Below are 26,422 nucleotides of genomic sequence, written 5' to 3' on the forward strand. Positions count from 1 at the left end.
TCTATAAACAAGCAAAAACTAAAAAATGTTTATGATTCAAACAATTTAACTATATCAATGGGAAAAAAACATGTGCAAATAACTTTTTTATTAAAAGCTATCATTTTTTGTTTAAAAAGGAACAATTCATAATAATAAATATGAATTACTGAAAAATTATATAAATAATGCTATTGAATGAGATAAATAATATAAATAAAAAAATATTAAATATAACTCTTAGCAGTTTTAATATGATTCATATTTAATATTTTATTTAACTTATTTTCCAATTATATTAACAATATCAATTATTGTATTTTAAGAAACAGTAAAAACTTCTGGTTTTTCAAGAATTGATTTAACTTTTGCAAGGAATTGACCTGCTTCTGAAGCATCAATAATTCTTTGATCTACTGTTAAACTCATATTCATTATTGCTTTAATAGCTAATTTTTCATTATAAACTACAACTGGTTTTTTAACAACTTTACCTACTCCAACAACTGCAGCATTTGGATAAAAAATTGTTGGAGTTGCTTGAATTGCTCCAATATTTCCATAATTAGCAATTGTGATTGTACTTCCATCAGCTTCATAATTATAAAGTTCTCCTGATCTAAGTCTTGAAGTTACTTCTTTAATATCTATTGCAACTTCTTTTATTGATAATTTTTCAACAAATTTAAGTACAGGAATAATTAATCCTTCAGTTGTTTCTGTTGCAAGACCAATATGATGATATTTTTTAATTAATACTTCATTTGTTTCAGCATCATAACTTGAGTTTAACTTTGGATATTCTTCAAGAGCAATAGAGATAGCTTTTGCAATAAATGAAATTGTAGTAAATTTTATATTATTTTGAGTTTGTTTTAAGATATGTTTCAATTTTAAAATAGCACTCATATCTATTTCAGTTGATATTGTAAGTGGGGGTATAAAATTTTGACTTAAAATCATTGATTTAACTGCTGGATTTCTATTTTTATTTATTTTAGTTCTTTCAATAATTTTATTTTCATCATTAGATTCAAATTGTAAATAACCTACAGAATTATCTGGTTTGTCTTTTTCAAAATTTACATCTTGAATATTTTCTTTTTCTCTTTCACTTTTATCAAATTCTCATTTTTCTTTTAAGTCTCTTTCAACTCTCTCTATTATTTCTCTTTCTAATTGTGCTCTTTCTTCTTCTTGACGTTTTTTTTCTTTTAATTCATTTGCAAATAAGTTTATTTCATCTTTAATTATCATTTTTAAATCATTAGCATTAAACTCTCTATTTGGTTCTTTTTTTTGATTTTGACTCATATTTTGCATCATGTTTTGCATTAACATATATTGCATCATTTGTCCAAATGTATCAGTTCCTGCATTAAAATGTGATTGCTGATTTAATTTTGAAGTTGCAGCATTTAATTGATTTTGTTCTTTCAAAGTTTTTTGTAAATCTTTAATTTGTTCTTTTAAAAAGTCTAAAGTTTCATCTGCAACTTTCTTATCTGATGCTTTTACAAGTTCATCATCTTTTTTATTAATCTCTGTTTTAATTTCTTTTTGAATAACTTTTGGTGTTTTTTCCAATATTTTTTCTTCAAAATATTGATTTGGTTGAAATAGTTCTTCATTTTCAATTACATTTTCATGAGTTCTTTTAAAAGGTACACGAATATTGTTTAAAGTTTCTTGAGTTAATTCAACATTTTGTTTTTCTTTATATGCAGTATATAAATTTGTAGCTCTTAATCAAACTTCAAATTCTTCTATTCCTTTAGGTGTTTGATTATAAGGAATATAAACCATAGCTCCAGTATTAGGATCTTGAAAAGGAACTTCTCTTAAAAATTCTTTTGGTATATCAATTTCATTAATTATTTTAGTGAATTCTGGATTATCTGTTTGAATTCCTTTTTCTACTACTTTTCTTCTTTGATTAATAAGACTTCTTTCATCACGATTTTTTATAATTTCTCATCTCTTTGAAGTATCATAAAGATTTGAAAGTTTTGACTCTGCATAAGTTTTAGTTGGCTTATGAGTAATTTCATCAACTAATTGCTGAGGTTTCTTTTTAGGCATAATAACTCCACTATAAGGACTTAAATCATTAGCATCTATTATAGTATCTTCATCATTTTCTATATAAGAACCATATGACATTCCAAAAAGATTATCTTGAGAATATCCTTGTTTTATTTTCTCAGCATCTTTTATATTGTTGATATTATTAGTAGTTTTTTTAAATCTTTGATTATCAAGTACAGCATTATCTTTTGTTGCTACTATATCTTGTTCAAGAACATTTGGATCTCCCCCAGCAGCATTTAATTTATCCATTCTTGCTTGAATAATATTTCTCATTATTAACGGTCTACCTTTTTCATCAGTTTTTGACATTGCATCAATTAGTTGATTTTCATTTTGAGATTCTCTAAAGTCATTTTCTTCTAAAAGTTTTTCTTTTCTTGCTTGAACTAATTGTCTAAACTTACTTACTCCAGATAAATTATTTGTTGAAAACAAATTACTTCCATCTGATTCTTTTATATCTTCATTTGTCATTTTTAGTAATTCTTCTTTTGTTAAATCACCCATAACTTTATTTTGAGGAGCATTTTTAATTGAGTCTTTTATATTAGCTCTCATTTGAGCAAACTTATCTTTTGGTTGTTCATTTTCTTGATTCATACTTTGATCTTTTTTCTCCATTCTTTGAACTTTTTGTAAATTATCCATAATATCATCTCTACCTGTTGAAAAAGGTGTTACTGCTTGATTATATCTATCATATACAACAGCTCCTGTTTCAATATCTTGTACATTGGGTTCGTTTTCTTGAGTTAAAATAAATATTTCTTCTTCATTATTCTTTTTAATACTTAATTTTTTCAAACTTTTTTTTTATATTTTTCTATTTCTTTTTCCCCAATAGCAATGTTTGCTAAGATACTTCCGTTTTTTACAGAAGTTCCTAAATTAATGGTTTTTGTAATTATACCATTATAGTTGGATTTTATATTTATTTTAGAACCATCATCTAATTCTATAAGAGCAAAATCTTGTCCAAAATTAATTTGTTCATCAGAAAATAATCATTCTTTTAAAATTCCTTTAGATGGTAAATTTCTAACCCTCAAATGAACCATAATCACATCGCCCCTTTTTTAAATATCCACTATTTATAATTATATAAAAAATAAAGGCAAAATCCTACCTTTATTAGTTAACATATTAATATATAAAAAATTATTTTACATTCCTCTACTCTAATCAACATACTTAGTTTTAAATATAATAACTCCTTTTTTTACAAGTTTCTTGTAACGCTCAGCTTCTCTAAGATTTTCTTTAACAAATGGCCTATCTTTATAATTTAAAGTAAGAATAAATCTTTTAATTTGTTGTTTATTTGATTTTTCAAGAACTTTTTGTTGTTTTATAGAAGCTCTCTTTATTTTTTGTTCCAAAGATCTAGTTTCAAAGATTTTTTTTATTTTGTTAATTCTTTCTTCTTTTGGATATGACTTAATACTTTTCAAGAATACTTTATAAGCTGTTTTTTTGTGTAATAAAGTCATTTTGTATTCATTTTTTGCAGTACTTTTTTTTAATTTAGCTTTTTGTTTACGATAAGCATGCTCTTCAGCTGTAATAAGTTTTCCTTCAATATCATGCCAATTATAAAATTTCTTATTATTTCAATTTAAATATATAAATTGTAAACTAACAACTAAAAAAGTTATTGCAAAACAAGCTATTGCAAAAACAAAAAAAATAAATCACTGAGGTCACGTACTTTGGCTGAAAATTGTTCCATTTTTCTCTTCCAAAGTAAATTTATGAATATTTAAAAATCAATATGGATATCACATTTGTTGAGTAAAATGTCTACTTTTATCAATAACACCCTTATCTGCACTTCATATATTTGTTCAAAATCAACTATCTGAAGAAAGAGAATAAATTTTTTTAAAAAACTCAGGTGAATAATAATTAAATCTTATTTCCCCTCTTATCATTGCAAAAATTAAATAGCCTACAGGATAAGTACATGTCAAAGGAAGTGCAAATTTTGAGTATCTTCTATAAGAAAAATATTGATCTCCACAAGATAATAAAAAATAGACTATCATAATACTTGGTATACACAAATGTAAAACCATTGTAGAAACTCAATTTGATGGATAATATGAATCCATTTCATCTCTTGATGCTAAAAGACCAAATCAAAAAACTAACATTGTTACTGTGATATAAACTGTCATAGCTAACTCAATACCAAAAACCGGTTTAGAATTATAAATTCTTTTCATAAATAAAGCAGCTACTAAATAAAGAACTACTGCATAATTAGACTGTGTTGTAAAAAAAGAATAGTATATATTTAATCTTTCCATTGTTGGCAAACCTTCAAAAGTTTTTTTTGGTGAATATATTTGAAGTACAAAATCTAATACTAAAAAAGACATTAGCAATATCAAAACCATAACTTTCAAAGAAAATTCAAAATCTTTATTAAGTTTCATTATTTTTCACCTAACTTATTAACATAAAAATTATATCTAATTAAAAATAAAAAACCAAACTTCAAGTTTGATTTTTTAAAAATATTTTATAAAAACTTTAATGTTTCATTACAAATCATTAATTCTTCATTTGTTCTTAATTTAAAAACTGGTATTTTTGAGTCATTTGAAGATATTTTCAAATAATCTCCATATTTCTGATCATTTAATTTAGAATCAATTGATAATTGTAATAAAGAACATTTTTCAACAACTTTTTCTCTTACTATTGATGCATTTTCTCCAATACCTGCTGTAAATATAATTCCATCAATTTTACCATTAATTTGATTTGCAAATTTTACTACAAAGTCAGTAACTGTTTGTGTATAAATTTCTAAAGCTAGTTTAGCTTGTTTATTATTATTTGAAGCAGCATCAACAACATCTCTCATATCACTACTTATTTCACTTATACCATACAAACCAGATTCCTTATTTAACATATCTGTAACTTCAAATACATTTTTTCCTGTTTCTTTAGAAACATATTGAAGAATTGATGGATCAATATCTCCACTTCTTGTTCCCATCATTAAACCAGCTAAAGGAGTTAATCCCATTGTTGTATTATATGATTTTCCATTTTTGATAGCACAAATACTTGCACCATTACCTAAATGACAAACAATTAAATTTAAATCTTCTTTCTTTTTATTAAATATCTCTTGAGCTTTATATGTAATATAATCATAACTAATTCCATGAAAACCATATTTTCTAACTTTTAAATCTGTATATCATTTGTAAGGGACTGAATACATATAACTAATTTCTGGCATTGTTTGATGATATGAAGTATCAAAACATCCAACAAGTTTAGCTTTTGGTAAACTTTTTTGAAATGCATTAATTGAAGTTAAAGCTCCTGGATTATGCAATGGAGCTAATTTAATATTGTCTTCTATTATATTTTTAATTTCTTGTGTTAATTCAACTGTATTAACAATTTTGTCTCCACCATGTACTATTCTAAATCCAATACCTTTAATATCTTCAGTTTTTTCTATAACTTTTAGTTCAGTGAATTTAGTTAAAATCAATTCAACTGCTTGTAAATGATCTTTTATTTCTTCTTCAAAAATATGCTTTTTATCATTAACTTCAATAATTAATTTACCATCAACAGCTATTCTTTCTGCTAATCCTTCTACCAAAGATTTTGGATTTTTAGAATCTTTAATATCAAATAATTTAAATTTAATTGAGCTACTTCCTGCATTTACTACTAGTATCATTATTTATTTCCTCCATTAAACATTGATGTAAAAATTGTAATTATAGATGTTTGTTTTATATCTTCTAATGTAGCTCCTCTTGACAAGTCATTTACAGTCTTATTTAATCCTAAAATAAAAGGACCTGCAGCTTGATAATCACCAAGTCTTTGAGCTATTTTATAACCAATATTTCCTGAACTTAAATCTGGAAAAACATAAACATTTGCATGTTTTTTAGTAATTTTTGTTTTTGGATATTTTTTATCTCTAACATTTTTATCAAATGCTGAGTCAAATTGCATTTCTCCATCAAATATTACACCTTTAGTATTTTTACTTTTTAATATTTCAAGTGCTCCTTTTACCTTTTCAACGTTAGATCCTATTCCTGAGCCATTAGTTGAATAACTTAACATTGCTACTTGAACATTATCTTCATTTAATTGTTTTGCAAAATCTGCTGCCATTAAAGCTATGTCTGCTAATTGTTGAGAAGTTGGTTCAACATTTAAAGCACAATCTGTAAACAAAAATATTTCCTCACTTTTTGACATTAAAAACACTGAAGAAGCTATTGAGTATTCTGGAGCTGTTTTAATAATTTGTAAAGCTGGTCTTAAAGTATCAGCTGTTGTATATTCTAAGCCACAAATCATTGCATCAGCTAAATTCATTTTCATCATCATTACTCCAAAATAAGTTTTTTGTTTTAATAATTCTATAGCAGTTGGTTTATCAAGTTTTCCTTTTCTAGCTTCTAAAAAAACTTCAATCATTTCATCTTTGTTATATTCATCGACAATAACTACTTCAATTTTTTTATTCAAACTATCTGGTACTTCTTTTCTTGAATTAAATAACAGTATAGGTTTTGCTAAATTTTGTTCAACTAAAAATTGGGCATTTTCTTGGATTTTTAATTGATTTCCTTCTGGAAATACTATTTTTTGTTTATTTTCAATTAATTTTATTTTATTTTCAATTTCTTTTATTGTTCACATATTTTAACTCTCACTTTTGTATTTTTCTATTTCTTTTAATAAAGAAGATGAAACTTTTCTATTTTCATTATCTGATAAAAATAAAACTGTTTCTAATTCACTATATATACTTTTGTTACCATCATGTAATTCAATTTCATAATCTAATGTTTGAGAATCCCTTATACCTCTAACTATATAATTGATTTTTCTCTCTTTTGCAAAATTTGCAGTAAGTTGATTTTGATTTATTTCAATTTTTACATTCTTTAAATGTTTTATTTTTAATTTAATTTTATCAACTCTTTGAACTAAATCTAAACTATTATTTTTTGAAATATTTTTTGTAACTACTAAAATCACTTCATCAAATAGTTTTGTTGCTTTTAATAAAATATTTAAATGTCCTTCATGAAAGGGATCAAAACTCCCAGGATATATAGCACTTTTCATGTTTACCCCTTTTTTTAATATTACTATAATTTTATAACCTTTTTAATGAAATTTTTTTTCCTTTATTATATTTTATGTAATAAAATATTCTAAAAGAGGTAAACAAGAAAATGAAAATACTTTTAATAGATATTGGAAATACCACAGCTGATTTTCGCATTTGAGATAATCAAGCAAATAAATTAACAAAAATAATAAGACCTTTAACAAAAGATGTAGAGTGAAGAAGAAGTAAAACTCTAATAAATTATTTTAAACACAACATTATTAGTTTTGAAAAAATAGTTTATGTCTCTGTAGTTCCAAAATGAAATGATATTCTAAGAGAATTTGCAAGTAGCATTGGAGTAGATATATTTAGTTTAAGAAATGACCTAGAAATAAATAAAAATGACTTTGAAATTGATGATATAAATAAACTTGGCGCTGATTTTATTAGTAATTTTTATGGAGCAATAAAATGTTATGACATTAAGAATGGAGTAATTGTTTCTATGGGAACAGCTTCAACAATTGCAATTATAGAAAATAAAAAATTTAAAGGAGCAATAATTTGTCCAGGATTAAAAAACTCTCTAAATTGCTTAATTTCAAGTGCAGTTCTTTTAAAAGATAATACTTACAATAAATCGAATAAAAAATATGGAACAAATACAGTTGATGCTATAAATATAGGAGCTTATAATGCTCATTATACAATGTTAAGTTCAACTGTTAAAAAACTAGGTTTTAATTTTGCAATATTTACTGGTGGAAATTCAATTGATTTTAAAGATGAAATTATTAATGATAATTTCATCTTTGATGAAGAATTAATATTTAAAGGTCTAATTGAACTTAATAAATAAAATAGCATTTAACAAATGCTAAATGCTATTTAAAAAATTCAATGTATCTGCAAAAATTAATTTTTTATCAATATCAAAAAGAATTTCATGTCTTAAATTCTCATAAAGTTTTATTTTAATATTAAGTTTAGCTTTTTTAAATTTTTTAAATGTTTTTTTGACACCTTTACTATAATTTCCAACAGGATCATTTGAACCAGAAACTAAAATTATAGGTAAATCTTTTCTTATTTTCTTAATATTTTTATTCTTTTGAATATATATTAAACCTTTAAATAAATCTTTAAAAGCTGAAGTTGTAAAAATTTGACCGCATAAAGGATCTTCATTAAATTTCTTAACGTTATTTTCATCTATTGATAATCATTCTACTCCTGTTGAAGATTTATCATTAAATTTTTTATTAAACTTTTTATAACTTAAATTTCAAATAAATTTATCTATATTCTTTGATCCATATTTTTTTTGTCTACTAATAGCAATTTTTTTTCCAAATTTTAAAGCAAAATTACTTTGTCAAGCAGTTCCACTAAGTATTAATCCCTGAATAGTTTCAGAAAAATCAATAGCATAACTTCTTACCAAAAAACTTCCCATAGAATGTCCTAACATTACTATTTTTTGATTTTTATAAGTTTCTTTTATATAATCATTAACTTTTTTCAAGTCTTTCACTAAAATATTTCAACCATCTTCATCTGCAAAATATCCAAGTTCATTATTATTTAAATCAGCAGTTTTACCATGACCTCTATGATCATTTGAAACAACAATTCAACCATTTTCATTTAAAAACTTTGCAAATTCATCATATCTCTTTGAATATTCACAACTACCATGGACAAGTTGTAAAACTCCCTTTACAGTTTTAACATCTTTTCAAATATAAGTATGCAAATTTTTACCCTCATATCCTTTAATTAATAATTCCTTCATAAAAAACACTCCTTTAATATTTATTCTATTACTAAAATAAAAAAAAACTAATTAATTTAAGCGAGTTTTATTATTTAATAGCTGCTTTAATAGCATTTAATTCTTCTATTAATTGATTACAAGTTTTTTAATAATTTTTGTTTTTCTTGTATAATATTCGATTTTATAATTTTTTCAATATTGTTTTTTTCAACAACACATCACACATTTGGAGATATATCTTTGTTTCTATATTCACCATCTAAATAAGTTCCAACCATTATCAGATTTAATTTGTTATTTAATATTATTTTAGCATTTCTTGTTAAACAAGCATCAATTCAATAATTAGTAACTATTTTTTCAATAGTTTTATAAATTGAATTTATTGCTTCATCTAAATCTTCTTTAAGAATTGAACTTTATTTTATATATTCTTAAATACTTTTTTAAAAATATATCCTCTAATATTTGCAAAAAATAAAAAAATACCCTTTTTATAGGGTATTCATATGTACATATGATATAAATTAACGTTTTGAGAATTGTGGTGATCTACGTGCTCCATAAAGTCCATATTTTTTACGTTCTTTAACACGAGCGTCACGTGTTAATAAACCATGTCCTCTTAATTCTGGTTTGTAATCTTTTGAAGCTTCTAATAATGCTCTTGCAATTCCTAAACGAGCTGCTCCAGCTTGTCCAGTAAATCCTCCACCTTTAACAACAATTTTGATTGTAAAATCTGATTTTGTTCCAGTTGCTTCCAAAGGTTGTTCCATTTCTTGCACTAAAGTATCATATGGGAAAAACTCTAAAGCTGGTTTTCCATTAACTATAATTCCACCTTGTCCAGGAGTTAATATAACTTGAGCAACTGAAGATTTTCTTCTTCCTGTTCCTCTATACATAACAACTTCTTTTTTTACTGCCATTACTTGCTATCTCCTTTTTTTGATTGAATTACTAATACTTCTGGATTTTGTGCTTGATGTGGATGTTCATTACCTGCATAAACATGTAATGCACGGTATTGATTTCCTCCTTGAACATTTTTTGGTAACATTAATCTTACTGCTCTTTCAATAATTCTTTCAGGGAATAATTTACGTTGTGTTGCAACGTTTCTAGATTTTAATCCCCCAGGATGCATTGAGTGGTGGTAATAATTTTTATCATTTTCTTTTTTACCTGATAAAATTACTTTTTCTGCATTAATTACGATTACATGATCTCCATTATTAATATGAGGTGTAAAAGTTGGTTTATTTTTTCCTCTAAGTACCAGAGCAATTTGTGTAGATAATCTACCCAAAGTTGCTCCAGTAGCGTCAACTACGTATCATTTTTTAGCAATGTCTGCTGTTTTAATAAGTGTAGTTTGTTTCATGTGCTTTTTCTCCTTACCTTCCGGGGCTTGTGAGTAAGCATATATATTATACATTATTTCTTATTAGGGACAAATAAAAAATAATAGAAAATATAAAAAACCTTATATTTAAATTTTTGAAATAAAATAATAACATAAGGTTTTTTAATTTTAATTAAACTATTGAAAATAACTAAAAGTTAATTCAATTCCATTCTCATCTTTTAAATAATGTGCTTTTTTATTATAATCTGCATTTTGTTCTTCTGGTGATTGTGGTCTATTACTCTCTTCATATGGTTTTAAAGTAAATTGCATTTTATATATATTATTTTGTCCTTCAATTTGTTAAGAATTAAAATTATCTAAATCTAAATCATTGATAAGCAATGCTCAATAAGTTGCATTTTTTAAATTTTCAATAATAAATTGCATTAATACACTATATTGATCTTTTCCAGGTAAAGTTCCTAATTAAGTTTTTGGAGTATCTATATTATTTGAAGCTTTGACCATCTCAGTTATAGTCATTTGATAATTATCATTTTCAGAAGGAATAAACTCTTCAACATCATAATTTAATTCTAAACTTCCATAATAACTTGTGGGTTTTTCTTTTGGAATTATATCGTTTATTTTTATAGTTGTTCCATCTAAATTTTCATTATATCTAAAATTTTTAGAATCAGTTAACTCTTGTCCAACTTTGGGAAGTTGCCTAAGCATATCCATATTATAAAACATTAATCCCATCATTATTGTTCTTGTTCTATGATCATAAATTGTACCTATATTTGTAACTTTAAAAACATCTTGTAAATGTAAAGAATTTATAATTTTAATTGAAGCTGTTATTTTATCATTACTATTTTTTTTATTTGTAATAATAAACTTATAGTTCGAATTTCTAAACATATCAGTATTTTCTAAATCTACTTCAATTCCATTTTTAAAAACTTGGATACTTAGTTCACTTTCTTGATATCCAACTAATTTTAAACTTTGCAAAATTTCTTTTAATAAATCATCTGTATAAAATATTTTTTGAATATCTATACTATCTAAATTTACATTTTCAAATCCATATTTTTTAATAGGCATAATTGGATTTGGTCTTCAAATATTGCTTCTATCACCTACTTTACAAGAAATTACGTTCATTGTTAAAGAAGGAACAAAAATAAATATTGAAAAACTTACAATTAATTTATTAAATACTCTCTTCATTTTTCTAACCTCCTTGTACTGCCAATAACATACTTACTCTTTTTAAAGAACTTCAACTTAAAATATTACTTATTATATAAAGCAATCATGTTCCTAAAATTCCAGGTATTATATATCATATTTGAAAACTTAGTGGTAATACTATAAGTGGTGCTAATACATTAATACTAATAGTTATAATTCCTCAAGCCATTCCAAATCCAATAATTGAACTGACAATAGCAACTGGAATATATATACCTATAAATAATTTACTTATATAGAATTCTTTATAACCAAGTATTTTCATAACTGCTATTATTTTTAAATTTTCAGAAATTACTAAATTAATTGTTAATAAAATAATAATGGCACTTAAAAATATTGAAACAAATACAACAAAATAAATAATCATATTAATTGTGTCATTTATTCTAGAAATGACTTTTAAAACTTCATCAGTTTTAATAGATTTTTCAATTGAACTATTTGAATATCCTTAATATGAAGTTATATTATCTGATCCACCATTTAAACCAATCATAGAATAATCTCCATATTTTTGATTTGTTGAGGTTCCTTTTGAAATATCTGTAAAACTATTATCACATGAACTTTTATAATTAAATAAAGGATATTGTGCTTCAAATAATTTCATATACATCTCATTTCCGGATTCATTTGTTCATTTTTTAAATTCACTAAATAATTCACTATTAGAAATATTTTGGGTTGATAATTGACTTAATTTTTTTGATAGTTTTTTTATTTCTTCATTTGGATTTTTAGGATTTCTTCACTCTTCCATAAAAACTTTAAATAATAATTCTTCAGATTTTTTATATTTAGAAATTTCTTTTGCTTTATCATTATTAATTCAATCTTTATTATCTCCATATTGATCAAAAATTCCAGATATTATGTATTCAAAATCTAATAGATAATTTTAAATTGATATATTGGCATTTGCAATATTTTTTGACATATCTGTGGCACCAACTAAACTTGGACTAGTTATATCTATTTTTGATTTGTAAACTCTATTATCTCCTGTTGGATTTATAGTTTTATGTTTTCAACCATTTACCTCATCTTTTATAATTGAGGATTTATATAAATTTGAAGCTGATGTATATTTATCTTTACTAGTTGAAGCTTTTAACGATGAAGTATCTCAATTATTAATTTCTACTTCATTATCTTTATAATTTAAAGTATTAATTATATGAGCTATATTTACTTTATCTCCTGCTTTTAATTTTAATCTTTTAGCAAGAGATTGATTAATTAATATAGAATTATTATTTTTAATTAATTGTTTTTTTAAGTCATTTCCCTTAACGTATTTTAAAATTTGAGTCTTATTATCTTCTTTAATACCATAAAGTTTTAAATTAAGATTTCTAATATAACCATTTAAGTAAATTCCAATATCCTCTTTTTTTTCATTGTAAGGTATTAAATTAAATAAAGTATTAAAATTTCCATCTTCTTTTTTAAACTCTTGTTCAAAAGTTGTTTTAATCATAGAAGGTGATTGACTATAAATTCCTTGTAAAAAAGCTTGTTGTAAGTTATTAAAGAAACATGCAATTATTCAATTGTAAATAGGAATCATAACTGTGATTCTTGATTGAGTTCAATTCTCATTTTCATCTTTATAATCATAAAGAGATTTTTCCATAGGTTCATCACCTTCAATTTGTCCAGTTTTTAAAACAAAATTTGAAGGCATAATATAACTATTTCCAAAGATTTTTTTAAAGTTATTATTAGATATCATTGGTTTTCCATCTTTTTCAGATCCCCCTGTTTAATTCAAAAGGTATTTTGAATTAACATTTATGAAATAATCTTTTCTAAAAACCACTTAATCTAACCCAATAGTTTTTCTATATTTTAAATAAAACTGTCTTAACTTTTCTAACTCTTCAATATTTTCATTAGATTTTGAATTACTTGAAATAATATTTAATAATGTTTGTTTATTTCAATATTTATCTAAATTAAAAGTTTTTAAATCAGATCATAAATTAAAAATAACTGTTTTATAGTAATTATTTTTAATTGAAATATCTGTAATATCGCCAAGATCTAAAGTAAGATTCTGATTTTTTAAATAATCTATATCAATTGATTTATATGTCATATCAGTTAATGATCCCACATCAGTTGAAGGATTATAAATTTTTTGTGAAACGTCATTATTTAAATACATATTTCATACATTTTGAGATTCAGATAAATCTAAATTATTTGTACTACTATAAGGATTGTAAGTTTTATAAAAACTTGTTAGTACATTATAAATTTGATTGTGATATTATAATTGATTATTGTATCCCTGCTTTATATAAGTTTTAACTTTATTTTCTTTTAATACATCTGGTATAATTGATCCAATTGTAATTAGTGATGAAGAAACTAGCATAACTATAAAAACAGATAATAATTTTAAAATTGAACCAGATAATATAGCTCCTTTAAATCGTCCATCAAATTTTCGTCCTTTAACTAATATTTTTTTAATAGAAAGTTTAAATTTATTAGTTGAGCTTCTACTTTCATAAGTAATCATTTGTAAAGGTGTAAATTTATTAAATACATAGAAATATGTTATTAATGTAATAATTTCTAGAAAAATAAACATTCCTAAAATAGTTACAAGAAATGATTCTCAAGATATCTCAAAAGATTGCATTTTTATAGAGAAAAAATTACTTGTTATTGATATAACTGCTTCTTGCATAACCATTCCAAATAAATACCCAACTGTTCCACCTATTATAGATATAAATAAAGGATATAAACCATTTGATCATATTAATTGAGATTTTTTATAACCAAGAGAAAGTAGTACTCCTGATTGTCCAAAAGATTTTTTAATTTGATTATTTAACATAACTACAAGCATAACAATACTAATAGTTAAAGTTGTAAATACAATAATATAACTAAATATTTTATAACTATTTATTGTTAATTTTAATAATACTGTTCTTCCATAAAATTTATATCTTGTATCTGCTTTTTGCAATACAATCGGCACTGATTTATTTAAAGTATTTTCATAACCAGCATATAAATTAAACTCTTTTGCCTTATTCAAATTTGTTAAATACTCATTTATTTTATCTGTAGAGTTTTTAATATTATCTCTATTTTTAAACTTTCCTATAAAAGCTATTTCTCTATCTATATTAGAAGATGCTGAAATAATTTCTTGATTTTTTATTTCACTATTTGTATATCAAATTTTTTGATTTTCTTGATTATTAAGTTCAAAAATATTTTCAGGATAAATACTTTTATAATAAGTATTTATAATACCTAAATTTGAAGGTTCAATATATACTAAAGCTTCTTTTTTTGTATTTGGTAATGGTTTTGTTTCATTTACTATTGGAGTTGAAAAATCAGCATTTGAACCAAAACCAACAACTTGAAATCAATTTTGATTAGCATATTTTGTATTATCAATTCAAGAATTAATATCTATATTTTTATAAAGAGATAAATCAACTGGAATAATTTCACTATCATCTACACGCACAGTTGTTCCATATTCATCATATTTTATTCTAATAACATCATCAATTTTAATATTATTTGCATTTGCAAATTGCTCATTTAAATATACTCATTTTTTTGTACTAATATTTGTTGCTTGAGTATATTGTTTTCATAATTCAATACTCATTCCTTTAGCAACAACAAATTTATCAATTTTTTGATCTGGATTTAAAGCAAAAACTTTTAAAGTTTTATTAGAAGATAAAGTAGAAATTCTAGATTCCACTCTATCAAAATTAAAAGCAAATTCTTTATTATTTAATTTATTTTGTAAATAAGTTATTAATAAATTATCTCTAATTTCATTGTCTGAAATATTTTTACTAAATAAATCTTTTACATATGAGGCTTTTGATAAATCTATTACAAAGTCATGGACATTACTATTGCTTTCGGAAATAAAACTATTATAAGATTTCTCAACTCTGCTCGTTGAAGAGTAAGAAATAGTAAAAACAAAGGAAGTTAAAAACACTAAAATAATAATTGTAATTAACTGTATTTTATTTCTTAATAAATTTTTAAAAGCATTTTTAAAAAAAGGTTTTTGATTTTTCATTAGCTAGTCGATGTTACTTTAAAACTTTGTGATTTATATCCATTTACTTTAATTGTTATAGTAGCTTTTCATGTATCATATAATGAATTTAATTTGATGAGATATTTATTATTACCTTTATTAAAAATTTCTGCAGTTATACCAGATTTATCAAATTCAACTGTAACAGTTTGATCTTGTAACATATTTATCATTTCAAAATTAACTTCCAGTTCATTATTTATTTCAAAAAACTTATCTGAGATTTCCTCTGAAGGTTTTTGATTTAAAACTATAATATCATGTCCTTGATAAAAGTTACCTGACATAGCTCCTCCAAAAAGACTAAAATATCCCATACCTTTAGAATATTTTTCGTCAAATTTTTTGTTTTCTTCATATTTAGCAAGATCACCTGCTCCTGTAGAAATTGATATTCCTAGACTACTACAACTTATATAAGTTTTAAATGCTGCTCCATCATGTCCATACATTTTATCTGATCCTGGTAAAACATCAAATTTAAAGTCTACAAATTCTCCATTATCATCTTTTGTATTAAAAATAATATTTGTAAATTCTATAAAATGACTTAAAGATATTTGATTTTTAAAGTCTTGACTTAACTGATTATAAATTTCAACTTTAGCATTTTTTTGATTATTTTTTGATTTATTAACCAAGTTTTGAGCACTTACCCTAACTTTTTTATTTTCAGGTAATGATTCATATACAGTTATTCTATCTTCTTGAATAAATTTTTGAGTAAATTCAATAACAGTATCAGCTTTAAAAATACCTTTAATATCTGGAATTCCATTTATTTTAAAAGTTGTAGCTGAGACTGTAGATTTACTCATTATTTCTTTACCAGCAGCACCTAAACTTTTAACTAAATTATTTTTTATATATTCTAATTGTTTATTTTTAGCACCAATCTGTTCAAAAATAATTGCTGCCAAAGATGTTCTATCTTTTGAACTACTTAAAACTTTATCTATTTGGTTAAAAGCTCCTTTAAATAATCTTATTTCCCCAAGATTTGTATTTACAAAATATTTTATTGGATCAATATTTTGATTTAAAACCAATGTTGTTTCCCCTTTTACAATTTGGCTTGTTTTTTTAGCAGATAACTTATAAAAAGCTGCTATTCCATGATTTTCATCCTCAAGAACATCTATAGTTAAATCATCTAATGATAAATTAAGTCCATTTATTTCATTAAAACTTGATAATACAGATTCTTTAGTTATTTGATAACCTTCATCTCCTATTGCAACAGATGAATCAATTGTTCCATCAGTCATATTACCTGCCATAAGATTCAATACTAAACGTTCATCTGCTAAATCGATTTTATCTAATGTAATTTTAATATTTATATCAATATTAGTATTGTTTAATGACTTAACAGTTAATTTTAAATCATTAACTTGTTTACTATTTGCTGTAACTTTAATTCTTTTATTTGCAGAGTCCAGTTCTGCAAAAGCATAACCTTCTTTATTAAAAGTAAATTCAGATGGTTTTTTATCCTCTGATAATGAATCTCAATTTACTATTGTTAAATATTCATATTTACTAGCTTTTAAATCCAATGAAGTCTTGTCTAATTTAAATTGTTCTTCTTGTTTTATTTTATTTACATTAACTGTAATTATTTCTTTATGTCCTATTTCAGACTCTACAAAAACTTTTATTTCAGCTTGTTTTGCATTAGCTAATGGACTTATTGTTATTAGTCCTGTTAAACCAATAGTTGCTTGAATAATATCCTTTTCACTATAATTAAACTTTGTTGGTTTAGACTTAGTATTTAAAATTTCTCAATTAGATATTTTAATATTTCCAGGATTCCTTGTATCAATATCTATCTGGTTTTTTTCTAACTTAAAATTTGCATTGGGAAATTTTTCATCTCCATTTACATTTTTATTTCCAAATGAAACAACTGAAAAAGCAGGTGCTGAACATAAAGTTGCACTTGCTAATAAAATTAATAATTTTTTCATTTTTCCTATTTCTCCTATTTATTTTTTTTATTTTTTAAATATAATAAAAAATACTATTTTTACTAATAGATAATTTATAAATTAATTTTTAAAAATTCTAAAACTAAATTAGAGCAGGTGGAGTTGTAGCCTTTTTGTTTTCTTTTAAAAATAAAGATACTTTTTCAATAAATAACGTATCTTTTTCAATATTTGTAGATGCTAAAAATATTCTTATTTCTTCTTTTAATTCTTTTGAGTAAATTTTTTCATCATAATTTAAAATATTTAGGAAAATTGAACCAAAATAAATTTGTTCAACTAAAAAATTAAATTCTTTATCATAACTATCTACTCACTCAATTTTTATTATAAATTTATATACAAAAAATAAAATAATTAAAGTAACCATCAATAGACAATTAAAAGAAGCAAAAACTAAAACTCCAATACTATATTCTAAATAATCTGTTTGTTTTGAAAAAAATTTTATTAGATAAATAATTACAAAAGGTGTTGTTAAAATAACTAATTTACTAACAGCCATTAAATGATCTTTTTTAATCATTCATTTTAAGTTTCTTGTGTTATTTGAGTTAATTTCTATAAAATAAAGAAATTTACTAAACTATATGTTTATTACTAAAAGTAAAATAAACATAAATAATATATTTATAGAAACATTAAAATAACTAAAAATAAAGTTAATTTTACTATTCATAAATATTTTTTCTTCAGAAATAGCAGATAAATAAAAATGCAAAATTAAAGAGAAAATAAAAACACTTGGCATAATTTTTTTGCTAATTGCTTTAATTCTTAACATTTTTTTCATCTCCATTTTTTTAAATTATACAATTTCTTAATTTTAAATACAAATTTTGTGATAAAACGGTTGTGGGAAATATTAAGGGGGGGTAATAGCCACATTAACTAATTTGAATTAAACAAATTTAAATCATATTCAAGTAAATATTTAAAAACTATTCTTAACTTTTTTTATTTCACAAAAATATTAACATAGATAATTTTAAAAAAATTAAATAAATTTGTTTTTTTATTAAAAAAAAGATTTTAGTAAAAAGATAAAAAATACTATCACTTTTTGATAAAAATCTCTTTATTAAAGGATTTTATAAAAAAGTGATAGTATTCATAATTTCTGTGATAGCATAATTACTAATACAAAAAGAACTTGAAAATCAAATTTGTAATTTAATAAATTTTAAAAAATTAATAGCTAGAATAAATTTGACAAAACTCTTCTGCTTTTTTATTATTTTGTTTAACAAAAATCTTATATTCTTTTTTTAAGTTAACATAACTTTTAATAAAATCTAAAGTAATACCATCTAACTTTTTTGATATAATTCACTTATAAATTTAAATCAACAAATAATTTATTAAATGAAATATTTTTAAAACTTCTAAAATTTAACTTTAATCTTTGCTTTAATTAATTAGAAAATAATTCAATTCTGTCAATTAGATTTACCTTAATTTTTATTTATATATAAATTTGTTTTGCAGCCTTTCATAATGAATTTACATTACTAGAAAATTGCTCTCATGCATCATCTATATATAATTTAAATAATTACCAGACTTATAATAATTATCTCTAGATTTTTTACTATTATTTCTTATTTCTTTTATTATTGAATGAATTAGTTAATTAAAGTTTAAAGTCTTAAAAATAAATCTTCATATTTTTTCTTTCTATTTTCTCTGAGAAAAATTTAATAATGATAAACAAAAAACTAACAGCTAAACTGAGAAAAATAAATTATTAATTTAAACAAAAATAGAGTTCTAGCAGCTCTAGAGCTCTATTTATTTTATAAATAAAATTACTTATCGCTATTAACTCAATTAAATATCTTTTTTATAGATTCTTTTCTAATATATTCTTTTGCAGCTCCTGATAAGTTTAAAATTTTACCATTTTTTGAATATAAACATTTCACCTCTGTATTATTTATTTTTTGAACAGCATCTCACATAATATATGATTTTTTACCTAATACATTAAATTCAGATCTAAATGATTTTGATATGACTTTACTTTCTGTTTTAGTTGTTAAAGGCACAACCAATAATATATAACCACCATTTTTGTCTTCTAAAAGATTAGAAAGAACTATTGCGGGTCTTGATTTTAAAAAACTACAATTAAAACTGCCATTTTCATTTTTATTACTAGATATATTAACTTATAAATTTTTTTCTAATTTTTTTAAAATTTTATTTGAATTAATTTTGTGCATAATAATTACATCATATTTTTTTATTTTTATACTCATTTAAAAAACCTCTATTAAATAAAATCTCCCTTTTTTCAGGGAGGGCTTGCCGTTATGGGCATAAAAAATGAAGTTATTATCAAAAGATAAATACCTCTAAAAAAATAATAGCATATATTTACTTTTATTAAAAAAATTTTAGCTATTTAAATACCTATTTGTCAAACTCTTTTCCTAATTTATTTAAAATTTCATTTATACTACTCATAAAATCATTTATTTGTTTATTAGATAAGTTTGTACTATTTTTTTTAATTTTTCTAAATCATCTTGATTTGCTAAATTTAATTTTTTAGTTTTTATCCGCTAAATTATTTACTATATTATTTTTTTAATATTAAAGTGTCTATGTTTGTTATTTTTACAAAATTATTTTTCGTTTTCTGCTATTTTTTGTTCATTTAAACTTAATTTATATTTTTTTAATTGTTTTTAAAATAAAAATTTTTTACATTTTGATAAATATTTATTTGATATTTTTTAATCTTATTTATATCTTAATCATCAATAGTTTAAACTTTTTCTCTTAATATTTTTTTATGAATAATATAAATATCATAAATTAGTAAATTATGAGTATTCACTAAAACACCAGTAATAATCTTTTTAATTATCATTTATATGAAAATCACCTGAAAATATTGATTTCATGTTATAAATATTTATATTTTAATTCATTTCTATTTTTAAAATATAATAATAAAAAACTAGCAACTGCTAGTAAAGTAAAATATTAATTTAAACAAAAAAATCCTAGCTACAGTAGTGTTCTATTTATTTTAATTAAAATACAACATAGATTTTAAAATTACTTGTATCATTTATTATGATAATATTATTTATGGAGGAATTTTATAATGAGAGAAACAGCATATATACTTTTTATTATCGGAACAGTCCTTTGTGGAATTTTTTTAATACCTTTAACATGAATGATACCAATGACAATTATGACTAAAAATAGTATAGATGATAATAAAGAACATATTGCTTTAGGAGTTTGCCAAATTTTATTTATGCCTTTTGGAATAGTTTCAGGAATTTTGATATTAATACCTGAAGAAAATCAAAACCAGAAAGAATTAAATGTTCAAAAATAGATAAAGAAAAAACAGGTTATGAGAAATATTATAATAATATTAATAATAAATAAAAAAATGTGCCTAGCACATTTTTTTTAGTCAGTTAAATGTAAACAAAATTTATTATATACCTTTTCCTTCTTGTTCTATTAAAACTTATGCAAAAAAGATAAACTAATAAAAATTATTTACTTCTTGTTTTTTGGTATATTTAAGTTCTCTTAACTGACTTAAATATATATTACACTAAAAAATAATTAATAATCTATTTTTTTTAAAATAAGTCCTTCTGGATTTGCTATAAAAGGCATTTTTTCTTCTTTCCCATTTAAAACATTGTCTATTTTTTGTACATTAGTCTTATCTAAACTATAAGCAATACTTGCTCCAACAATCATTCTTATTTGATATCTTATAAAACCTTTGGCTTTAAAAGTTATTGTAAAAATATTTTTCTCTAAATTTGTTTCAATTGAATTAATAGTTCTTTTTGTTTCAATTAACTGCTTTTCTTCAATTTTTAGTCCAGAAAAATTATAAAAATCATGAGTTCCTATAAATATATTTAAAGCTTCTTTTAATTTAAACAAATTTAATTTTTTATTCGGTGAAAAATAATATCTATTTTTAAAAACATTATTAATACCTAAATTAATTTTATATTCATAAGTTTTTTCTCTACAATTTCTAACTCTAAAATATTTTGTTATTTCCTTTACATTTAAAATTTTAATTCCTAATGGAAGACTTTTATTGAGTCCTTTTAAAAAACCTACTATATTAGGTTTAAAATTTAATTCTACTCATGCTTTTTGATCTTCTGCATGAACTCCTGAATCAGTTTTTGAAGCTCCAACTATTCTAAATATAGAGTTTCTTGCAACTCTTGAAATTGAAGACTCTAATTCTCCTTGAATAGTTAGTTGGTTTTTTGTTTAGCTCATCCACAAAAATCAGTTCCATCATATTGAATTGTAAATAAATAATAATACATATTAATTAATTATAAGAAAATAGAATTTTATCTATTCTAGGAATTTGCAATACATTTACAAGTGAAGGAATATTTATATAACAAATTAAAGCTGAAAATACACCCATTCCTATTAGAAAAATAAATAAATCTAAAATTCTAAATTTAACTTGTCTATATCTTGTTCTTTTTGCATGTGGATCATATCCTCTTGAATCCATTGCATAAGCTAAGTCTTCAGCTTTTTGAAAAGCAGAAACTAGTAAAGGTATTATTAAAGAAGTCATTGATTTAGCTTTATCAACTAACTTACCATTTTTAAAGTCAATACCTCTTGAAGACTGAGCTTTCATAATTCTACCTGCCTCATCAATTAAAGTAGGAATCATTCTTAAAGCAATTGAGATAATTGTTGAAAAAATATAAACAGGTATTCCAATTAATTTTAAAGGTCATAATAAATCTTCAATAGCTAAAGTTAATTCTAAAGGTTGTGTTGTTCCAGTTAATATTGTAGTTAATGTGATCATTAAAAAGATTCTAATTGTCATATATAAAGCAGAATATAGTGCTTTTTCTGAAAAACAAAATGCTTTTCATTTATAAATATATCCAAAACTATTTACACCTGTATCATATCCTCCATTAGCAAGACTTGAAAAATTTTCTGGCCTTAACATAAATATATTTATAAGTATAAGAACTACAAAAATAAATGTTATAGGAAAAAATAGTTTAAACAACATTTTAAAACTTAATTTACTTACAGCATACATTAGGAAAATAAATGTTGCAACTAAAACAAATCCTGTATATCCTATAGGAAAAAATACAACAACAATTAAAGCAATGATCATAAATAATTTTAATCTAGGGTCCATTTTATGAATCATTGAATTATAGGACATATATCTACCAAATACCATTCTCATTATTAATTTTCTCCTTTTCTATTTTCTTTTAGATTTAATTGCTTTTGCAAGTTCTTCTACTGTTCTAAATTCAACATTTGTAACATCTAAACCTGCATTTTTTAATTTATGTGCAAGTTTATATAATTTAGGTGGTTCAATCTCAATTTTTTTCAGTAATTCTGAGTTTGAGAAAATTTCAAAAGGTGTTCCCTTAGAAATAACTTTTCCTTTATGCATTACAATAACTTCATCTGCTATTTGTAATACATGATCCATATTATGAGTTACAATAATAATTCTTTTTCCATTTTCTTTATTTAATTTATAAAATAAATTCATAAAATCTTCTTCACCTTGTGGATCTAAACCTCCAGTTGGTTCATCTAAAACTAATGTATTTCCATTCATTGCAATAATTCCTGCTATTGCAACACGACGCTTTTGTCCACCACTTAGATCAAATGGACTTCTTTTTGCATAATCTTCTGGTAAATGTACCATTCTTAATAATTCAGGAACTTTTTCAAAACTCTCTTTTTTATTTGCTCCTAAATTAATAGGACCAAATGATATATCTTTTTCAATTGTATCTTGAAACAATTGATATTCAGGAAATTGAAATACCAATCCAACTTCTCTTCTTAATTCTTTTACTTGTTTAATTTTTTTAGTTGAAGCAGGTATTTGAAAATTACCAATAATTGTTCTTCCTGTTTCTGTTACTAATAAACCATTTGTTAATTGAATTAAAGTTGATTTACCACTACCTGTCATACCAATTACTGCTGTAATTTTTCCTTCTTTTATTGTTAAATCAGTACCATTTAATGCTCTAAATTCAAAAGGAGAATTTTTACTATATGTATATGAAATAGAATCAAATTTAATTTCTCCATTAAAATATCATTTAGGTTCAGTTACTATATTCATTTTTCTTTTAAACTCTTTTTTTGTAGCTGAATTTTTTTGAGGAATACTTTCATACCATTTTTTAACTTCATTTACTCTTTCAGGCATTAATTCTTTATCTTTTTTTATATATTCTTTAATTTCTTTTTGATATTGTTTTTGGTTTATTTGATCATTTTTAATTAATATAGAGATTTCTTTATGTTTCTCTTTTCTTTTCTTAGCATCTTTTTTTTGTTTTATAGAAAGTTCTTTAGTATGATGTTTATACTCAGATTTAGCCTCTTTTTTATCAGCTATTATCTTTGCTTTTTTCTCTGGTGACATTTTTCTTATTTTTGACATATATTTTTCACCAACTCTTCTAAGTTTGCACTTCCTGAAACTTTAATTCCCTCATTTTGAAGTGCCTCTTCAATTTGAGCAACAAAAGGAATATCCAAATGAATTGATCTTAAAAAATCTTTTTCATTTAATATTTCTTTTGGTGATCCAAATTTTACTAATTCCCCTTTATTCATAACCATAACTTTATCTGCATTTAAAATTTCATCCATATCATGAGTTATTGAAAAAATTGTTTTTTCTCTAGTATTTTTTAATTCAACCATAATTTCTTTAACTTCACTTTTTCCTTTTGGATCAAGCATACTTGTTGCTTCATCAAAAATTAATATATTTGGAGATAATGCTAAAGCAGATGCAATGGCAACTCTTTGTTTTTGTCCACCGCTTAACATTAAAGGTTCATGATCGAGAAAGTCTTGCATTCTAACTTTTTTAGCAGCACTCATTATAATATTTGACATTTTTGATGGTTCAATTCTTCTATTTTCTAAACCAAACGCTATATCATCTCTAACTGTAGAACCAATAAATTGATTATCAGGATTTTGAAAAACTATTCCTAAAAATTTACGAATCATATTTATATTACTTCTTGTAACTTTATTACCATAAATTTCTATTGATCCATTTGTTGGTTGTAAAACTCCAATTATTATTTTTAATAAAGTTGATTTACCACTACCATTATGACCAATAATTGCTACATAATCACCGTGTTTAATTTCAACACTTACACCATTTACAGCAAATGGATGTCCTTCTCTATATCTAAATTTTATATTATTTAATTTAAGAGCAATATCTGATAATTGAGCAAGTTGTCCACCATGTCCTCTATCTTTAATTGCAACTTTTGACTCTTTATATATAAAGACAGCAAGTTTATAATCTTCAAATAGTTTTCAATATTCTTTTGAATTTCTATTCACAGTTTTTAATTTTGCTTTTGATTGTTTTACATTTTCTAAAAAGAAACTATTATCAGATATTTCTTTATACTCTTTTTTAATTGCTTTGTATTCATTTTCTGCATTTTTTACAAAATCATTATCTACTTCGCGCTTAGAAAATTTACTTCTTGCGATAATCATTTTTTGACTTGCACGAACTAATTTATCATTATATTCATTTAATTTAAGTCTAAAATTATTTAATTTTTCTGTTGCATTTAAATTTGTTGACATAGTATTACCTCTCATACATTAATCATTATATCAAATATAAATATTTAAAAATAGTTATTAATTATAAAAAATATAAATAAGTTTAATAAAAATAGCTATTATTTAGCTATTTTCTAAGTAAATTAGAATACAAAGCAAAAGATACTATATATATAAAGCCAATTTTTATTTATCTTTTTTGTTTTTACTATTATATACTTTTTTTATTTTTTTGAAGTTGCTTTTTTAGCTGCAGCATCAAGACATTTTTTTACCATATCTTCAAATCCTTCATTATCTAAAATCTTTTAACCTTAAATAGTTGAACCATTTGGTACACAGATTTGATTAATCATTGTTCTTAGATCAACTTCAGAATTACTACAATTTTTAATGCTTCCTATTATAGCGGTCTCTACAATTCTAAAAGCTTGTTCTTTTTTAAATCCCTTTTCAATGGCATAATCTGTAATTGATTTAAAAAATGAAATTACATAAGATGGTAAACACCCTGAAATTGCAATAAAAGTACCAAAGTTAATTTCAACTATTCCACAATTTTGAAACAATTTAACTACAAAATTAAGTTTCTCTTTTTTTGCGTTTTTGTGAGCAATAGCTGTAACTGATTGTCTTAATGATGCATTCATATTTAGCATCATTCTTATAATTGTTAAATCACTTTGATTTTTAAAATTAAATTCTAATTGTTCTATATTAATAGCATTTGCCATAGATACTATAGTTTTTCCTTTTAAATTTAACTTATTTAATTGCAAACATAATTCATCAATAGCATTTGGTCTTGTTCCAATTATAATAAAATCAATTTTTTCTGATTCAATTTCTTCAAGTGAATCCATTGCTGTTAAATTATCTAAAGAATTAACAATTTTATCTTGTAATTCTTTAAAAGCATCATGTCCATAAAGTTTGACTTTAAAATTTTTATTTGCAATAATTCATTTAACTAGAGAAGAACCCATATATCCTAATCCTATAAATAAAATATTTTTCATAAAATACCTCTAAAATATTATAAACCTTATTAAATAGATTATTTTTAGCTTTTTTATTAATAAAAAAT

General features: G+C 23.1%; 28 protein-coding genes. 3 read left to right on the forward strand and 25 right to left on the reverse strand.

All coding sequences use genetic code 4. The annotated features are described in order from the left end of the window. Positions 1-300 precede the first annotated feature (300 nt). From AACK92_RS05010 to coaD, 6 genes are all read right to left on the reverse strand, one after another. Positions 301-2,874 carry a 2-oxo acid dehydrogenase subunit E2 gene (locus tag AACK92_RS05010; RefSeq protein WP_339020668.1) on the reverse strand — a complete coding sequence of 858 codons (2,574 nt, stop codon included), beginning with the start codon at positions 2,872-2,874 and terminating at the stop codon, positions 301-303. Then, the gene (locus AACK92_RS05015; protein ID WP_339020670.1) at positions 2,862-3,128 is read right to left on the reverse strand and encodes a hypothetical protein; all 267 of its coding nucleotides are present in this window, start codon (positions 3,126-3,128) and stop codon (positions 2,862-2,864) included. The genes AACK92_RS05010 and AACK92_RS05015 overlap by 13 nt, the downstream gene beginning before the upstream one ends. 120 nt (positions 3,129-3,248) lie before the next feature. Further along, on the reverse strand, positions 3,249-4,508 hold the full coding sequence (locus AACK92_RS05020) for a Pr6Pr family membrane protein (RefSeq protein ID WP_339020672.1): 1,260 nt from the start codon (positions 4,506-4,508) through the stop codon (positions 3,249-3,251). Between the two features lie 86 nt (positions 4,509-4,594). Continuing rightward, positions 4,595-5,785, reverse strand: coding sequence for an acetate kinase (locus AACK92_RS05025; protein WP_339020674.1), 1,191 nt, complete (start codon positions 5,783-5,785; stop codon positions 4,595-4,597). Continuing rightward, positions 5,785-6,768 (reverse strand): phosphate acetyltransferase, encoded by a 984-nt coding sequence (gene pta / locus AACK92_RS05030; protein ID WP_339020676.1) that lies wholly within the window; start codon positions 6,766-6,768, stop codon positions 5,785-5,787. Before pta ends, AACK92_RS05025 begins: the two co-directional genes overlap by 1 nt. Before the next feature lie 3 nt (positions 6,769-6,771). Beyond that, the gene (gene coaD / locus AACK92_RS05035; protein WP_339020678.1) at positions 6,772-7,200 is read right to left on the reverse strand and encodes a pantetheine-phosphate adenylyltransferase; all 429 of its coding nucleotides are present in this window, start codon (positions 7,198-7,200) and stop codon (positions 6,772-6,774) included. Positions 7,201-7,310: 110 nt separating this feature from the next. On the opposite strand from coaD, the gene AACK92_RS05040 reads away from it, so the two are divergent. Continuing rightward, complete coding sequence (locus AACK92_RS05040; protein ID WP_339020679.1) at positions 7,311-8,048, forward strand: type III pantothenate kinase; 738 nt, start codon at positions 7,311-7,313, stop codon at positions 8,046-8,048. A gap of 18 nt (positions 8,049-8,066) precedes the next feature. Here the strand turns inward: AACK92_RS05040 and AACK92_RS05045 are convergent, their stop codons facing one another. From AACK92_RS05045 to AACK92_RS05110, 14 genes are all read right to left on the reverse strand, one after another. Continuing rightward, positions 8,067-8,984, reverse strand: a complete 918-nt coding sequence (locus AACK92_RS05045; RefSeq protein ID WP_339020681.1) for an alpha/beta fold hydrolase — start codon at positions 8,982-8,984, stop codon at positions 8,067-8,069. A gap of 509 nt (positions 8,985-9,493) precedes the next feature. Beyond that, positions 9,494-9,898: a 30S ribosomal protein S9 gene (gene rpsI, locus AACK92_RS05050; RefSeq protein WP_422397862.1), complete on the reverse strand. Its 405-nt coding sequence runs from the start codon at positions 9,896-9,898 to the stop codon at positions 9,494-9,496. Continuing rightward, positions 9,898-10,353, reverse strand: coding sequence for a 50S ribosomal protein L13 (gene rplM, locus AACK92_RS05055; RefSeq protein ID WP_339020683.1), 456 nt, complete (start codon positions 10,351-10,353; stop codon positions 9,898-9,900). Before rplM ends, rpsI begins: the two co-directional genes overlap by 1 nt. Before the next feature lie 159 nt (positions 10,354-10,512). Continuing rightward, on the reverse strand, positions 10,513-10,650 hold the full coding sequence (locus tag AACK92_RS05060; RefSeq protein WP_339020685.1) for a hypothetical protein: 138 nt from the start codon (positions 10,648-10,650) through the stop codon (positions 10,513-10,515). 156 nt (positions 10,651-10,806) lie between these two features. After that, a complete protein-coding gene (locus AACK92_RS05065; protein ID WP_339020687.1) occupies positions 10,807-11,559 on the reverse strand; it encodes a hypothetical protein in 753 nt (250 codons plus the stop codon). 4 nt (positions 11,560-11,563) lie between these two features. Next, positions 11,564-11,953 (reverse strand): FtsX-like permease family protein, encoded by a 390-nt coding sequence (locus tag AACK92_RS05070; protein WP_339020689.1) that lies wholly within the window; start codon positions 11,951-11,953, stop codon positions 11,564-11,566. 84 nt (positions 11,954-12,037) lie between these two features. Further along, positions 12,038-12,346, reverse strand: coding sequence for a hypothetical protein (locus tag AACK92_RS05075; protein ID WP_339020690.1), 309 nt, complete (start codon positions 12,344-12,346; stop codon positions 12,038-12,040). Between the two features lie 138 nt (positions 12,347-12,484). Further along, on the reverse strand, positions 12,485-13,321 hold the full coding sequence (locus AACK92_RS05080; RefSeq protein WP_339020691.1) for a hypothetical protein: 837 nt from the start codon (positions 13,319-13,321) through the stop codon (positions 12,485-12,487). Positions 13,322-13,408: 87 nt separating this feature from the next. Next, complete coding sequence (locus AACK92_RS05085) at positions 13,409-13,756, reverse strand: hypothetical protein (protein ID WP_339020692.1); 348 nt, start codon at positions 13,754-13,756, stop codon at positions 13,409-13,411. Between the two features lie 105 nt (positions 13,757-13,861). Beyond that, positions 13,862-15,670 carry an ABC transporter permease gene (locus AACK92_RS05090; RefSeq protein ID WP_339020693.1) on the reverse strand — a complete coding sequence of 603 codons (1,809 nt, stop codon included), beginning with the start codon at positions 15,668-15,670 and terminating at the stop codon, positions 13,862-13,864. Next, positions 15,670-17,664: a hypothetical protein gene (locus AACK92_RS05095; protein ID WP_339020695.1), complete on the reverse strand. Its 1,995-nt coding sequence runs from the start codon at positions 17,662-17,664 to the stop codon at positions 15,670-15,672. Before AACK92_RS05095 ends, AACK92_RS05090 begins: the two co-directional genes overlap by 1 nt. A 103-nt stretch (positions 17,665-17,767) precedes the next feature. After that, positions 17,768-18,211: a hypothetical protein gene (locus tag AACK92_RS05100; protein ID WP_339020697.1), complete on the reverse strand. Its 444-nt coding sequence runs from the start codon at positions 18,209-18,211 to the stop codon at positions 17,768-17,770. A gap of 60 nt (positions 18,212-18,271) precedes the next feature. Beyond that, on the reverse strand, positions 18,272-18,469 hold the full coding sequence (locus AACK92_RS05105) for a hypothetical protein (RefSeq protein ID WP_339020699.1): 198 nt from the start codon (positions 18,467-18,469) through the stop codon (positions 18,272-18,274). Between the two features lie 1,024 nt (positions 18,470-19,493). Further along, complete coding sequence (locus AACK92_RS05110; RefSeq protein WP_339020701.1) at positions 19,494-19,739, reverse strand: hypothetical protein; 246 nt, start codon at positions 19,737-19,739, stop codon at positions 19,494-19,496. A 1,064-nt stretch (positions 19,740-20,803) separates the two neighbouring features. Here AACK92_RS05110 and AACK92_RS05115 point away from each other — a divergent pair. After that, complete coding sequence (locus tag AACK92_RS05115) at positions 20,804-21,046, forward strand: hypothetical protein (RefSeq protein WP_339020702.1); 243 nt, start codon at positions 20,804-20,806, stop codon at positions 21,044-21,046. A 239-nt stretch (positions 21,047-21,285) separates the two neighbouring features. Here AACK92_RS05115 and AACK92_RS05120 read toward each other — a convergent pair whose 3' ends face one another. Further along, the gene (locus tag AACK92_RS05120; protein WP_339020703.1) at positions 21,286-21,618 is read right to left on the reverse strand and encodes a hypothetical protein; all 333 of its coding nucleotides are present in this window, start codon (positions 21,616-21,618) and stop codon (positions 21,286-21,288) included. Between the two features lie 163 nt (positions 21,619-21,781). On the opposite strand from AACK92_RS05120, the gene AACK92_RS05125 reads away from it, so the two are divergent. After that, positions 21,782-21,967 (forward strand): hypothetical protein, encoded by a 186-nt coding sequence (locus tag AACK92_RS05125; RefSeq protein WP_339020704.1) that lies wholly within the window; start codon positions 21,782-21,784, stop codon positions 21,965-21,967. A gap of 60 nt (positions 21,968-22,027) precedes the next feature. Here the strand turns inward: AACK92_RS05125 and AACK92_RS05130 are convergent, their stop codons facing one another. The 4 genes from AACK92_RS05130 to AACK92_RS05145 all read right to left on the reverse strand — a co-directional run bounded on the left by AACK92_RS05130 (position 22,028) and on the right by AACK92_RS05145 (position 26,354). After that, positions 22,028-22,933 (reverse strand): energy-coupling factor transporter transmembrane component T, encoded by a 906-nt coding sequence (locus AACK92_RS05130; RefSeq protein ID WP_339020705.1) that lies wholly within the window; start codon positions 22,931-22,933, stop codon positions 22,028-22,030. Positions 22,934-22,951: 18 nt separating this feature from the next. Beyond that, positions 22,952-23,845, reverse strand: a complete 894-nt coding sequence (locus AACK92_RS05135) for an energy-coupling factor transporter ATPase (RefSeq protein ID WP_422397891.1) — start codon at positions 23,843-23,845, stop codon at positions 22,952-22,954. A 311-nt stretch (positions 23,846-24,156) separates the two neighbouring features. Continuing rightward, positions 24,157-25,356 carry an energy-coupling factor transporter ATPase gene (locus AACK92_RS05140; protein WP_339020709.1) on the reverse strand — a complete coding sequence of 400 codons (1,200 nt, stop codon included), beginning with the start codon at positions 25,354-25,356 and terminating at the stop codon, positions 24,157-24,159. 293 nt (positions 25,357-25,649) lie between these two features. Next, positions 25,650-26,354 carry a pyrroline-5-carboxylate reductase family protein gene (locus tag AACK92_RS05145; protein WP_339020710.1) on the reverse strand — a complete coding sequence of 235 codons (705 nt, stop codon included), beginning with the start codon at positions 26,352-26,354 and terminating at the stop codon, positions 25,650-25,652. Between the last annotated feature and the right edge of the window lie 68 nt (positions 26,355-26,422).

It is taken from the genome of Spiroplasma endosymbiont of Atherix ibis (genome assembly GCF_964020005.1).
Lineage (GTDB): Bacteria > Bacillota_I > Bacilli_A > Mycoplasmatales > Mycoplasmataceae > Spiroplasma_A.